The organism is Arthrobacter sp. BF1, from assembly GCF_056680215.1.
Genome location: NZ_CM155271.1, coordinates 4180263 through 4193530, shown reverse-complemented (window position 1 = coordinate 4193530; position 13268 = coordinate 4180263). Strand labels below are relative to the sequence as shown.

At 66.8% G+C, this 13268-nt stretch carries 14 protein-coding genes; 12 read left to right on the top strand and 2 right to left on the bottom strand.

The annotated features are described in order from the left end of the window. Position 1: 1 nt before the first annotated feature. Both AC1MCD_RS19710 and AC1MCD_RS19705 read left to right on the top strand, forming a co-directional pair. Positions 2 to 1147 carry a WD40/YVTN/BNR-like repeat-containing protein gene (locus tag AC1MCD_RS19710; RefSeq protein ID WP_498674518.1) on the top strand — a complete coding sequence of 382 codons (1146 nt, stop codon included), beginning with the start codon at positions 2 to 4 and terminating at the stop codon, positions 1145 to 1147. Further along, positions 1101 to 1427 carry a MoaD/ThiS family protein gene (locus AC1MCD_RS19705; RefSeq protein WP_498674516.1) on the top strand — a complete coding sequence of 109 codons (327 nt, stop codon included), beginning with the start codon at positions 1101 to 1103 and terminating at the stop codon, positions 1425 to 1427. Before AC1MCD_RS19710 ends, AC1MCD_RS19705 begins: the two co-directional genes overlap by 47 nt. A 2-nt stretch (positions 1428 to 1429) precedes the next feature. Here AC1MCD_RS19705 and AC1MCD_RS19700 read toward each other — a convergent pair whose 3' ends face one another. Then, positions 1430 to 1666 (bottom strand): hypothetical protein, encoded by a 237-nt coding sequence (locus tag AC1MCD_RS19700; protein ID WP_498674514.1) that lies wholly within the window; start codon positions 1664 to 1666, stop codon positions 1430 to 1432. 189 nt (positions 1667 to 1855) lie between these two features. Between AC1MCD_RS19700 and AC1MCD_RS19695 the strand changes: the two genes are divergently transcribed. Next, entirely contained in the window at positions 1856 to 2353 is a 498-nt protein-coding gene (locus AC1MCD_RS19695; RefSeq protein ID WP_498674511.1) for a hypothetical protein, read from the top strand. Positions 2354 to 2392: 39 nt separating this feature from the next. Then, complete coding sequence (locus AC1MCD_RS19690) at positions 2393 to 3469, top strand: ATP-dependent DNA ligase (RefSeq protein ID WP_498674510.1); 1077 nt, start codon at positions 2393 to 2395, stop codon at positions 3467 to 3469. A 125-nt stretch (positions 3470 to 3594) separates the two neighbouring features. Here the strand turns inward: AC1MCD_RS19690 and AC1MCD_RS19685 are convergent, their stop codons facing one another. Next, on the bottom strand, positions 3595 to 4914 hold the full coding sequence (locus tag AC1MCD_RS19685) for an MFS transporter (RefSeq protein WP_498674508.1): 1320 nt from the start codon (positions 4912 to 4914) through the stop codon (positions 3595 to 3597). A gap of 380 nt (positions 4915 to 5294) precedes the next feature. Between AC1MCD_RS19685 and AC1MCD_RS19680 the strand changes: the two genes are divergently transcribed. The 8 genes from AC1MCD_RS19680 to pcaC all read left to right on the top strand — a co-directional run bounded on the left by AC1MCD_RS19680 (position 5295) and on the right by pcaC (position 13228). Further along, the gene (locus tag AC1MCD_RS19680; protein ID WP_498678435.1) at positions 5295 to 6035 is read left to right on the top strand and encodes an IclR family transcriptional regulator; all 741 of its coding nucleotides are present in this window, start codon (positions 5295 to 5297) and stop codon (positions 6033 to 6035) included. Positions 6036 to 6172: 137 nt separating this feature from the next. Then, positions 6173 to 7054, top strand: a complete 882-nt coding sequence (locus AC1MCD_RS19675) for a shikimate dehydrogenase (protein ID WP_498674507.1) — start codon at positions 6173 to 6175, stop codon at positions 7052 to 7054. Next, complete coding sequence (locus tag AC1MCD_RS19670) at positions 7054 to 9009, top strand: bifunctional sugar phosphate isomerase/epimerase/4-hydroxyphenylpyruvate dioxygenase family protein (protein WP_498674505.1); 1956 nt, start codon at positions 7054 to 7056, stop codon at positions 9007 to 9009. Before AC1MCD_RS19675 ends, AC1MCD_RS19670 begins: the two co-directional genes overlap by 1 nt. Positions 9010 to 9091: 82 nt before the next feature. Continuing rightward, positions 9092 to 9934, top strand: coding sequence for a protocatechuate 3,4-dioxygenase subunit beta (gene pcaH, locus AC1MCD_RS19665; RefSeq protein WP_498678433.1), 843 nt, complete (start codon positions 9092 to 9094; stop codon positions 9932 to 9934). Then, positions 9927 to 10496, top strand: coding sequence for a protocatechuate 3,4-dioxygenase subunit alpha (gene pcaG, locus AC1MCD_RS19660; RefSeq protein ID WP_498674503.1), 570 nt, complete (start codon positions 9927 to 9929; stop codon positions 10494 to 10496). The genes pcaH and pcaG overlap by 8 nt, the downstream gene beginning before the upstream one ends. Next, the gene (locus AC1MCD_RS19655) at positions 10493 to 11965 is read left to right on the top strand and encodes a lyase family protein (protein ID WP_498674501.1); all 1473 of its coding nucleotides are present in this window, start codon (positions 10493 to 10495) and stop codon (positions 11963 to 11965) included. Before pcaG ends, AC1MCD_RS19655 begins: the two co-directional genes overlap by 4 nt. Next, a complete protein-coding gene (locus AC1MCD_RS19650) occupies positions 11958 to 12779 on the top strand; it encodes an alpha/beta fold hydrolase (protein WP_498674499.1) in 822 nt (273 codons plus the stop codon). The genes AC1MCD_RS19655 and AC1MCD_RS19650 overlap by 8 nt, the downstream gene beginning before the upstream one ends. Continuing rightward, positions 12776 to 13228, top strand: coding sequence for a 4-carboxymuconolactone decarboxylase (pcaC, locus tag AC1MCD_RS19645; RefSeq protein ID WP_498674496.1), 453 nt, complete (start codon positions 12776 to 12778; stop codon positions 13226 to 13228). Before AC1MCD_RS19650 ends, pcaC begins: the two co-directional genes overlap by 4 nt. Positions 13229 to 13268: the final 40 nt, after the last annotated feature.

Genomic DNA, 13268 nt, shown 5'->3' with positions numbered 1-13268 from the left:
CATGGGGTGCATGGCAACCTCAGCGAGTTTTGTTCTGGCGATCGGCACCAAAAAAGGCCTCTGGCTGGCTACGAGCCAGGACCGGCAGCAATGGTCCTTCTCCGGCCCGCACTTCCTGATGAGCGAAATACCCAGCATCGGCATCGACACCAGGGACGGCAGGACCCGGATCATGGTGGGCGTCAGATCCGAGCATTGGGGTCCCACGGTGGCGCACTCCGATGACCTGGGCGCCACGTGGTCTGAGCCCGAAAAGGGCGCCATCACCTTTCCCGAAGACACGGGCGCGGCGGTGGAACGGATCTGGCAGATCTACCCGGACGCAGACTCGCGGCCCGGCGTGGTCTGGGCAGGGGCCGAGCCCATTTCGGTGTGGAAGTCCACGGACGGCGGCGAGCACTTCGAGCTCAACCGCGGGCTTTGGGACCATCCTCACCGCAGCGAATGGGGCGCCGGCTACGGCGGCGCAGCAGCCCACTCCATCGTGGTCAACTCCGCGGGGGACAATGTCCACATCGCCATGAGCACAGGGGGCGTGTACCGTTCGCTCGACGGCGGCACCTCCTGGGAGCCCCGAAACAAGGGGATTTCGGCCTACTTTATGCCCGATCCCAACCCCGAGTTTGGGCAGTGCGTGCACAAGATTGCGGCCGATGCAGGCGTCGAAGGCCGTCTGTACGCCCAGAACCATCACGGCGTTTACCGAACCGACGATAACGGGGAAAACTGGAACTCCATCGCCAAAGGACTTCCGGCCGACTTCGGTTTTGTGATGTTGACGCACCCCCGCCGGGAAGGGACCGCCTGGGTAGTGCCGTTGAAGGCCGACGGCGAGCGGATCCCGCCGGAGGGCAAGCTTGCGGTCCACCGCACGGACGACGCCGGCGCCACCTGGAAACGCCTGGATTCCGGGCTGCCCACCAGCGAATACAACAGCGTGCTGCGCGACGCCGCGGCGGTTGATTCCGCTGAACCGGCCGGCGTCTACTTCGGCACGCGCGGAGGCACGGTCTACGCCAGCGCGGACGAAGGCGAAACGTTCACCGAGGTGGCATCACACCTGCCGGACGTCCTGTGCGTCCGGGCAGCCATCATCTCTGATGCGGCGCTGCCGGTTCCGGAAACGGCAGCGGCCCACGGTGCCTGAGATCAGTGTGGTGCTCCCCAGCGTGCTGCAGTCGCTGGCAGGCGGGCAGTCCATCCTGACTGCGCCCGCCGAAGGGCCGTTGACCGTGGGGAAGCTGCTCGAAACGGTGACTGGGGACTATCCGGTGCTCGCCCGGCGCCTGCGGGACGAAACCGGGGCACTTCGCCGCTACGTGAATATTTACGTGAACGGCGACGAAGTGCGCAGGCTCCAAGGTCTGGAAACCGAGGTGGCCGCTGGTCAGGAGGTTCTGGTCATCCAGTCAGTGGCCGGCGGCTAGCCTCAGGCGACCCGCCACACGCTGCATTCGTCCGCATTGATGGCTTTCCGCAGTCCGGTGTGGTGGTCCATGATCCACACGACGCCGATGCCCGGCGCGGTTTCCTGGACTCTGCCGCGCCGGATGATCACGTCGTCGTAGTTCGGGCCCACCGACAGGCGGGCTTCGATTTCGTCGCCGCGGTGGAGCTGGTCCAGGGCACGGACCCGGGTCACATGGGCTTTGGCTTCCTTCAACATGGTGGCCTCCTGGCTGGAGCTGGTGCCTGCACTTGCCGGCACTTCCAGTGTGGCTGCGCATTGTTGCGGAAGGGTTTCCTGATGGTTATGGCCCTGTTAGTTCTCTGCGCCGGTACGGTTTCGGTGCCGCGGCAGGATGATCGGCCGGATTGCGGCCAATGGGACGGAGCGGGCGCATAGGGTGGTGGCATGGAAATCGCCGGCGGGATCTGGACGGTCATGATGGGCGCGGCGGCAGTGGCCCCGCTGGCCACCTTTGGCGTTGTCCTGGTGGCCTACCTCACCTACCGGCAGAAATCGCGCGCAGACAAGCGCGACCAGTGGTGGAAGCGTGCCCAGTGGGGTATCGACTCGGCCCTGGACGAGGCCAATCCACCTCGACGGCTGGCCGGGATCAAAGTCCTCGTCCAGCTCATTGGCAGCGATCTGGCCACGCCGGAAGACGCTGACCTGATGAGCTCACTTGCCGTGGGCATCCAGGACCAGGAGCTGGCCCGGCACGAGCTTGCGCACTCACTGCCGGAGGGCGTGATTCCAGGGGCGCGCCCCGGGAACCGGGGTACGCGGCACGAGGTGCGGCTTGGGTCCAGGGGCAGGACGGCGGTGGTGGACTCGGCGGCGGCGGCGGCCATACTCCGCGAGTCCGAGCTTCTCCTCGCCGCTGACGTGCGGCGATCTCACTCCTAGGCCTACCGCCGGCGCGGCCGCCGGGCAAGAATGTTGCCTATGAAACTTCCGGTCATGCCTCCTGTCCCGCCCATGCTCGCCAAGGCCGTCAGCGGCGTCCCGGACGGCGAACTGAGCTACGAACCCAAATGGGACGGCTTCCGGTCCATCATTTTCCGTGACGGCGACGACCTGGAAATCGGCAGCCGCAACGAGAAACCCATGACCCGCTACTTTCCCGAACTCGTGGTTGCCCTGAAGGAGAACCTGCCGCCACGGTGCGTGGTGGACGGGGAGATCATCCTCGTGGGGTCCTCCGGTCAACGGCTGGACTTCGACGCTCTGCAACAGCGCATCCATCCCGCCGCCAGCCGGGTGAAAATGCTGTCCGAGCAGACTCCTGCCAAATTCGTGGCCTTCGACCTGCTTGCCCTGGGGGATGAGGACTACACCGGACGGCCCTTCGCGGAGCGTCGGGCCGCACTCGAAAAGGCGCTCGCCGGCACCAAGGCTCCCGTCCACGTCACCCCCGCGACCCAGGACAAGGCCACCGCCGAACACTGGTTCGAGCAGTTCGAGGGCGCAGGCCTGGACGGTATCGTGGCCAAACCCCTGGGGGGCACTTATCAGCCGGACAAGCGGGTGATGTTCAAGATCAAGCACGAACGCACCGCCGACTGTGTGGTGGCCGGTTACCGGGTTCACAAGAGCGGCCCGGACGCCATTGGCTCGCTGCTGCTCGGCCTCTACAGGGACGACGGCGGCCTGGCCAGTGTGGGGGTGATCGGCGCCTTCCCGATGAAGCGCCGGCAGGAACTCTTCGAACAGCTCCAGCCGCTGGTCACGGATTTCGACGACCATCCGTGGGCCTGGGCCAAGCAGGAGGAAGGGGAACGGACGCCCCGCAAGGCTGAAGGGAGCCGCTGGAGCGCGGGCAAGGACCTGTCCTTTGTGCCCCTGAAGCCCGAACTGGTGGTGGAGGTCAGGTACGACCACATGGAAGGTGAGCGCTTCCGGCACACCGCCCAGTTCAACCGCTGGCGGCCGGACCGGGACCCGGAATCCTGCACGTACGCCCAACTGGAGGAACCAGTTAACTTCGACCTCGCCTCGGTGCTGGAGACCGAACGGCCGTAGGCACCCAGGCAGCCACCCGCCGTCGTGCTTTTGCTGCCGGAACAGCCCATTTTCACGAGGAAAAGCCCGCCACTCAGGGAATGGCGGGCTTTCCGGGTGCAAAACTGGGCTGGAGCGGGCAGCCCCTACTTCAGGCCGAGCTGCTTGGTGGGGACCTTGAAGGTTTCCTTGGCCGTCAGGGCGGAGATCGCCGCGATACCGCAGATCACGGCGGTGAAGATGCTGATCTGGACCCAGCCGCCGGGCTTGATGCCGCCCATCGCGGCCACGATGGCCGGAGCAAAGCCTGCCATCAGGAAGCCCAGCTGGGTGCCGATCGCCAGGCCGGAGAAGCGGACCTTGGTGCTGAACATCTCGGCGTAGAAGGACGGCCAGACCGCGTTGGAGGCCGCGTAGCCGAAGGAGAAGAAGCCGATGGCGGCGACAAACATCAGCGGGACGCTGCCGGATTCCAGGCTCAGGAGGAACAGCGGAGTGAGAATGGCGCTGGCCACGGCTCCGTAGACGAACACCGGCTTGCGGCCGATCTTGTCGGCGAGCAGGCCGAAGAGCGGCTGGGTGCCGAGTGCTACCAGGTTGGCTCCGACGACCAGCCACAGGGTGGTGGTGCCGTCAACGCCGGCCACCGTCTTGGCGTAGCTGATGGCAAGGGTGCCGAACACGGTGGAGACTGCTGCGATGAACGCACAGGCGATAACGCGGAGGACGTCGCGCCAGTGTCCCTTGAGGAGATCGGCAACGGGAAGTTTGGAAATCTGGGCCGTCTTCTGGGCTTCCTCGAAGGCGGGCGGTTCGTGCAGGGTGCGCCGGATAAAGAACGCAACCATCACCACGACGGCGCTCAGCCAGAACGGGATGCGCCAGCCGATGCCGTACTTGATCTCGTCCGGGAGGGCCAGCACGGGAATGAAGACGAGCGCTGCGAGGATCTGGCCGCCCTGGGTGCCGGTGAGGGTCCAGGAGGTGAAGAAGGAGCGGCGGTTGTCCGGGGCGTGTTCGAGCGTCATCGAGGAGGCGCCGGCCTGCTCGCCCGCAGCGGAGAGGCCCTGGCAGAGGCGTGCCAGCACCAGCAGGGCCGGAGCCCACCATCCCACGGTGTTGAAGTCGGGGAGGCAGCCGATGACGAACGTGGAGGCGCCCATCAGCAGCAGGGTGAACATGAGGACCTTCCGCCGGCCCACGCGGTCGCCGAAGTGACCGAGGATCACGGCGCCAATTGGACGGGCCACATAGGCAAAGCCGAAGGTGGCGAAGGACATGATGGCCGCGTTGGCCCCGGCGTCCGGGAAAAAGACCGTGGGAAAGATCAGGGCTGCCGCGGAACCGAAGATGAAGAAGTCATAGTATTCGACGGCGCTGCCCAGGAAGCTGGCGAGGGCTGCTTTCTTTGGCGTCCCGGCCGGGGCAACGGTGCCCGGCCCCGCGGACGGAAGTGTCTGGCTCATGGAGTTCCTTTGATGTGACGACATTGTCGCGGATGGATCTGGAGAAGCGCAGCCGCACTGCCTGTGGTGGCGGAGCGCGGTGCGGCTGGTGTCCGTGGAAAGACCCGGACCAGTAGCCACATGGTGGGAGCTACTTGTGCGATATAGCAATGATGGCTGTGAGCACTGTCACTTGTCAAGAAAATAATCACCATCTAGAAATAGCTCTCACAATGTGGCAACATCGAGTTATGAGTGTGAACCAAGCCACAGCCGACGATGACGTCTCCGCCGCACCCGATCTACGCCCGGACCCGGACCCGAAGCCGGATCTACGCCCGGACCTGGACCCGGGGCCCGGCCCGGCCGAAGCAAAGGCGCCCAAGGGTGACCGCACCGACATGGTGGGCAAGGCCCTGGGCCTGCTGGTCCTCCTGGGGGATGAGCCCCGCGGTGCCAGCGCCGCTGAGATCTCGCGCCGCGCCGAGCTCCCTTTCAGTACCACCTACCGCCTGCTCGGTTCCCTGACCCGGGACGGCTTTGTGGACTACGAGCCGGACGGCCGCCGCTACCACCTGGGCCTGCGCATCTTTCAGCTTGGCCAGCGGGTTTCGCAGCACCACGGCTTCGCGGGTGCGGCCATGCCGGTCCTTCGCCGCGTGACCGAGCAGACGGGCGAGGCCACCATCCTCAGCGTCCGCGACGGCCACCATCACCTGACGGTCAACAAGGTGGACGGTCCGCAGATGTTCCGGGTCACCAGCGACCCCGGGCATCTGGGCGCCCTGCACGCCACCGCGGTGGGCAAGGTCCTCGTGGCGTTTGCCGAGGATGCGGAGCGGGAAGCCCTGATCGAGGAACTGGAACTGGAACCGCTCACCGGACGCACCGTCACCGACCGTGCCGCCTTCCGCGCGGAAATGGAGCAGGTCCGCCGGCAGGGATATGCGGTGATGGACGAGGAAAACGAGGACGGGATGCGCGCGGTGGCTGTGCCGCTGCTCAACTCCCAGGGCCACGCCTTCGCATCGCTCGCCACCGCTGTCCCCGTGTTCCGCCTCAGCATGGAAGCCCTCCTGGCGCACGTACCCCTGCTTCGGGATGCCGCCGCCGAACTCGCCGCGCGGCTGCCGCAGCGGTAAAGCAGCACCCGTGTTCGCATGTAGAACAAGCGTGCGATAAGTGAACATCTACTGTACTGTAATCCCTATCACCTGGCCCGCCGCGTCCGCCCTGAGCGCCGCCGCCCGTCACGTGCCGTATCAAAGGAGCTGCCCGGATGAGCAATCGAACTGAGTCCTACCTTGTGGGACTGGTCGGCGACGGCGTCACGCCGTCACTCACTCCACCCATGCACGAACGCGAAGGCGATGTCCAGGGCCTGCGCTACCTGTACCGCCCCATCGACCTGTTGGAACTCGGACTGCCAGGCGAGGCCGTCGGGGAACTGCTCAAGAGCGCCCGCAGCCTCGGTTTCAACGGACTGAACATCACCCATCCCTGCAAGCAGCTGGTCCTCCAGCACCTTGACGAAGTCTCGCCGGATGCCCGCAGGCTCGGCGCCGTCAACACCGTGGTGATCGAAGGGGGCCGTTTCATCGGCCACAACACCGACTTCTCCGGGTTCGCCGCCGCCCTGGCGTCCGGCCTTCCGGGCGCGCAGCTGGACCGCGTGGTCCAGCTCGGCGCAGGAGGCGCCGGCTCGGCCGTCGCCTACGCCCTGCTCACCGCCGGCGTGAAGGCGCTGGATCTGGTGGACACCGACGCCGCCCGCTGCGCGGCACGTGCCGCCGAGCTGTCCGGCTTCTTCCCGGACCGCACCATCACACCGCGTACGACGGCGGAGCTGCCGCAGCTGATGCCGCTGGCCGACGGTCTGGTGCACTGCACGCCTGTTGGCATGGCCGCCCATCCTGGCGTCCCGCTGGACCTGGACCTGCTCGAATCCCGGCACTGGGTAGCGGACATCGTCTACCGGCCCATCGAGACCGAGCTTGTCCTGGGTGCCCGTGCCAAGGGCTGCGAGGTCCTGGACGGCGGGCGGATGGCCGTGGGCCAGGCGGCGGACTCCTTCCGGATCTTCACGGGACTGGAAGCCAACGCGGACCGCATGCGCGGCCACTTCCTCGAGCTCGTGGCCCAGGAAGAGGTGGCCGCCTGATGCGCACCGGAATCGCCACGGTTTGCCTCTCCGGCACGCTGAAGGAAAAGATGCAGGCCTGCGCCATTGCGGGCTTCGACGGCATTGAGATCTTTGAACAGGACCTGGTCACCTCGCCGCTAACGCCCGAGGACGTCCGCAAGATGGCGGCCGATCTTGGCCTTACGCTGGACCTCTACCAGCCGTTCCGTGACTTCGACAGCGTGTCCGAGGACCTGCTCGCCGCCAATCTGCGCCGCGCCGAAGGAAAATTCAAGCTCATGGCGCGGCTGGGCATGGACACCATCCTGGTCTGCTCCAACGTGGCCACCGCCAGCATCGACAGCGACGACCTCCGGGCTGAGCAGCTCGGCCGGCTGGCTGCACTGGCAGGGGATCACGGCGTCAAGGTCGCCTACGAGGCATTGGCCTGGGGCAAGTACGTCAGCGACTACGAGCACGCCCACCGGCTGGTTGAGGCCGTGGACCATCCCAACCTGGGCACTTGCCTGGACTCCTTCCACATCCTGTCCCGCAACTGGGACACGGCCCCCATCGAAGCCTTCAACGCGGAAAAGATTTTCTTCGTCCAGGTAGCGGATGCACCCAAACTGTCCATGGACGTCCTGTCCTGGAGCCGGCACTACCGGGTATTCCCCGGCGAAGGACAGTTTGAGCTGGCCAAGTTCATGGGCCACGTGGTCCGTGCCGGGTACAGCGGGCCGGTGTCATTGGAAATCTTCAACGATGTCTTCCGGCAGTCGGACGTGGAGCGCACCGCCGTGGACGGCATGCGCTCGCTCATCTGGCTGGAGGAACAGAGCGCCAAATGGCTCGACGCCAACGCGCCGGTGCTGGCGGGCGCCGCAGGCACAGTTGCTGGTGGTCCTACGGCCCCGTTCCGCCGTCGTTATCCCATGGAACTTGCCACCCTTCCCCAGGTGGCCGAACCGGCCGGCTACAACTTTGCCGAGGTCAAGGCCGCCGACACCAAGGGCCTGGAAACGGTCCTGGGCCAGCTCGGCTTCGAATTCAATGGCCGGCACCGCACCAAGGACGTGCAGCTGTGGACCATGGGCCACGCCCGGGTCATCGTCAACGAGGCGTCCGGTTCAGCGGACAACACGGCGGACGCATCGCCTGCCATCGCCGCTCTGGGGTTCGACGTCGATTCCCCCGTGATTGCCTCCGCCCGGGCCCAGCAGCTCAAGGCCCCCGCGGTTCCGCGCAAAAGCCAGGCCAACGAGGAAGTGTTCCAGGGCTTTGCGGCGCCGGACTCCACCGAGATCTTCCTATGCCAGGGCAATCCGGACGGCACCGCGGCCTGGACCAGCGAGTTCGGCGAGGGGCTCGAAGTTCCCGCCGCAGGTGCCACCGCGGTGATCGATCACGTCAATCTCGCCCAGCCCTGGCAGCACTTTGACGAGGCCGTCCTGTTCTACACAAGCGCTTTGGCCCTGGAACCGCAACCGTTCGCCGAGGTGCCCAGCCCCACCGGTCTGGTCCGTTCGCAAGTTATGGCCACCGGCGACCGCGCCGTGCGGCTGGTGCTGAACCTGGCACCCCTGATCCAGCAGGACGGCGCCTCCGGACCCGATGCGTCCGGAACGGCCGCCCGGAGAACCTACCAGGAACACATCGCGTTCGCCGTGGGCGACCTGGTGGCCACAGCCAGGGACTGCAAGGCCCGCGGCCTCGAGTTCCTGCAGATCCCGGCCAACTACTACGAGGACCTGGACGCCCGCTTCGTCCTCGATCCCGACTTCCTGGCCACGCTGCAGGAGCTGAACCTCCTGTACGACCGCGACGCCGACGGCGAGTTCCTGCATTTCTACACCGCCACCGTGGGTAGCGTGTTCTTCGAAATGGTGGAACGCCGCGGCACCTATGACGGCTACGGGGCGCCCAACGCCCCCGTCCGCCACGCAGTCCAGTACGACCTCCTGCACAGACTGAATCCCGTACCCACCAAGTAACACCAACACCCTATGAAAGGAGGCTGCTGTGCCTGAAGGAATCAACCTTGAAACCTACAACGCGGATCCGCTCACCGAGGACGTGTCCGATGACGCCACAGAGGCCGCACCGAAGCAGTACGCACCCCTGGATGCCGCCGCAGAGTCGCAGGCGGACCTGAGCGCCGAGATGAAGGCGCTTGGGGATGCCTACGCCCAGGCCCTCAAGAACGGCGGCAAGGCTGAAATCCAGCCCCGGCTGGACTACGCACCGTACCGCAGCAGCGTCCTGCGCCACCCCACCAAGGACCTGCACCACGCGGACCCTGAGACCATCGAGCTGTACTCTCCGGCATTCGGGCACATGGACGTGCACGCGCTGGAAGCGGACCTCACCATCCAGCACAACGGTGAACCGCTGGGCGAACGGATCGTCGTGTCCGGACGCGTCCTCGATGGTGACGGCCGCCCTGTAGCCGGCCAGCTCGTGGAGATCTGGCAGGCGAACTCCGCCGGCCGCTACATCCACAAGCGCGACCAGCACCCGGCACCCCTGGATCCCAACTTCACCGGTGTGGGCCGCTGCATCACCGGGGCCGACGGCTCCTACAGCTTCACGACCATCAAGCCCGGCGCCTACCCGTGGAAGAACCACCTCAACGCCTGGCGCCCGGCCCACATCCACTTCTCCCTGTTCGGGCAGGAGTTCACGCAGCGGATCGTCACCCAGATGTACTTCCCCGGTGATCAGCTCTTCCCGCTGGACCCGATCTACCAGTCCATCGTGGACCAGGACGCCCGGGACCGGCTTGTGGCGACCTACGATCACGAGCAGACCAAACCTGAGTGGGCCCTCGCCTACAACTGGGACATCGTCCTGACGGGGTCGAAGCGGACCTGGACAGAGAACGAGGCCCTCGGCGCAGAAGGAGACGACCATGAGTAACCCCAGCCCCACCAAGCTGACTCCCACCCCCGGCCAGACCGTGGGACCGTTCTACGGTTACGCCCTGCCCTACACCAAGGACCGCGAACTGCTGGCTCCCGGCTCCCCGGGCTCCATCCGGCTCCAGGGCACCGTGTACGACGGCGCCGGGCACCCGATCCCGGACGCGATCCTGGAGATCTGGCAGGCGGATTCCGCGGGCAACGTCCCGCAGCACACCGGATCGCTGGTGCGCGACGGCTACACCTTTACCGGCTTCGGCCGCAGCGCCGTGGGCAACACCGGCGTCTTCACCTTCACCACCGTCAACCCCGGCCCCACCGAGGAGGGCGCTGCCCCGTTCATCTCCGTCGCAGTTTTTGCCCGCGGCCTGATGAACCGGCTCTTCACCCGGATCTACCTGCCGGAAAACGAAGAAGCGCTGGCCAAGGACGCCCTGCTGAGCTCCCTTGATCCGGAACGCCGGAAGACCCTGATTGCCCGCCGCGACGCCGACGGCGGACTCACCTGGGACCTCCGCCTGCAGGGTGAGGGCGAAACAGTCTTCCTGGACTTCCAGTGACTGATGCCGCCCTGGGTTCCGGAAGCACGGCCGACGGCGACGTCGGTCTGCTGAGTCCCGTCTCGGCGTCGCCCCTGGTGGCGGCGCTGACCGGCGACCGTGCGGTGCTCGCGGCGATCCTCGCCGTCGAGTCCGGCTGGGCCGCGGTGCTGGACAAGGCGGGGCTGGCACCTGCCGGGTCCGCCGCCGTCGTGGCTTACGCCGCAGAAGCGGGCCGCTACGACGCAGCAGACATCGCCCGCCGGGCCCAGGGCGGTGGCAACCCCGTCATCCCGTTGCTGGCTGACCTGCGCAAGCAGGTGTCGGCGCTGGATGCGTCCGGCATCGGTGCCGGGAAAGCCGTCCATACCTCGCTAACCAGCCAGGACGTACTCGACACGGCCCTGATGCTGATGGCGCGGAACACTGTGGAGGCGCTGGTTGCCGACCTGAAAAGCACAACGACGGCGCTCGCCGCCCTGGCGGAAAAGCATGCGGACACGCTGGGCGTGGGCAGGAGCCTCACCCAGCATTCGCTCCCGTTTACCTTCGGGCTGCGGGCGGCTCAGTGGTTCCAGGGTGTGGCCGCCGCGGGACGCCAACTGGGCACCGTCCAGTTCCCGGTGCAGTTCGGCGGGGCTGCTGGCACCCTCGCGGCCGGAACCGTGCTGACCGCGGGCACGTCCGCTACCCCCTTCACGCTGGCCGATGCCCTGGCCAAACAGCTGGGCCTTGCCACTGCGCCCGCACCGTGGCACACCAACCGGCTGGCTGTCACGGCCCTCGGCAACGCGCTGGCCGCCGTGCTTGGCGCCGCCGGCAAGATCGCCACGGACGTCCTCTTTATGAGCCGGCCGGAAGTAGCCGAACTCGCCGAACCGCGCGCTGCGGGCCGCGGAGTATCCTCCGCCATGCCGCAGAAACAGAACCCGGTGCTGTCCGTCCTGATCCGCAGCGCCGCCCTCCAGGCACCGCAGCTTCTGGCCCAACTGCACCTGTCCGCCGCCAACTTCAACGACGAACGCCCCGATGCCGCCTGGCACATCGAATGGCCGGCACTACGCCAGCTACTTCGGCTGGCCCTGGGGGCGGCCGGCCACCTCCGCGAACTGGCCGAGGGCCTCCAGGTTTTCCCCGAGGCCCTGCGCCGCAACCTCGAACTCGCCGGACCGCTGCTCCTGGCCGAAGGCGTGGGCGCCGCCGTCGCCCCGCTCCTGCCGGAGAAGGATGGCCGCTCGGGCAAGGAGCAGTTGCAGGACGCAGTGGACCGGACCCTTGCCACCCGCGCCGGGGAGCAGGGAGCCACCTACCGGCGGCTGCTCCGCGGGGCAATCCCCGCCGGCACGCTGACCGATCTGCGCCTCGACGAACTCCTTGACCCCGCGAGCTACCTCGGCCAGGCAGCCGAAATCTCCCGTCGGATCCTGGCCGCGTACCCCGATTTTTCCTCTTCAGTAACCCCCGACCAGAACGGAGCCAACCGTGGCTAAACCGACCCTGAAGGCAGTGCTGCTTTCGCCCCAACGAGCCCTCGGCGAACGCCCGCTCCTGGTAGTTGGCCCCTCCCTGGGCACCTCCTCGGCTGTTCTCTGGGGCGGGACAGCGGCGCAGCTGGCCAACGACTACGACGTCGTGGCCTGGGACCTGCCCGGCCACGGCGTCTCGCCCAAGGCCACCGAGACCTTCGATGTCTCCGACCTGGCGGATTCGGTGGTGGACCTGGTGGACTCGATCGCCCCCGGTGAGTCCTTCCACTACGCCGGTGTTTCGCTGGGCGGGGCCACCGGCCTGCAGCTGGGAATCAAGCACGGCGAACGCCTCAAGAGCCTCTCCGTCCAGTGCTCCGGCGCCAAGATCGGCACGCCCGAAGGCTGGCTGGAGCGCGCCGAACTGGTTCGCGCCCAGGGCACCCCCGTGGTCATCCAGGGCTCGGCGGAACGGTGGTTCGCGCCTGGCTTCATGGACAGCCAACCGGATCTGAGCAGCAAGCTCCTGCACTCCCTCCGCGACGCAGACCGCTTCAGCTACGCCTTCTGCTGCGAAGCCCTCGCGGGGTTCGACGTGCGCGCCGAACTCGGCAGCATCAGGGTCCCCACGCAGGCTGTTGCGGGTGTGGCGGATACTGTTGTGCCGCCGTCGTTCGCGGAAGAAATCGTTGCCGGCATCACCGCCGGTGGAGGCACCGCGAATGCCGTGTCCCTGGAAGGCGTGGCCCACCTGGCTCCCGCCGAGGCACCCGCCCACGTTGCCGAACTGCTGCGGAGCCTTATCACCTGGAGCGAAGCGCGCGGGGGCGCGAAATGAGCGGCGCGGAACGGCACGGCGTGGTCCAGCCGGACGCCAGCAGCCAGGAGATTTACGACGGCGGCATGGTGGTCCGCCGCGAAGTGCTGGGCGCCGCGCACGTGGACCGGGCCAACGCCAACAAGGATGAGTTCACCGAGGACTTCCAGGACATGATCACGCGGATCGCGTGGGGTGGCATCTGGACCCGGCCCGGGATCTCCCGCCAGATGCGCTCCGCCGTGACCATCACCGCGATGGTGGCGCACGGGCACTGGGAAGAGCTGGCCATGCACATCCGCGCGGCCCTCACCAACGGCCTGAGCAGGGACGAAATCAAGGAAATCCTGCTCCAGACAGCCATCTACTGCGGTGTCCCGTCCGCCAACACGGCCTTCAAGACCGCGCAGCAAGTCTTCCGCGAGTTGGACGCCGCGCCCACCAACGAAACCCCCGCCCTGCCCAACTAGGTAGCACTAACTGTCGTTTTGAGCCCTCATAACGACACTT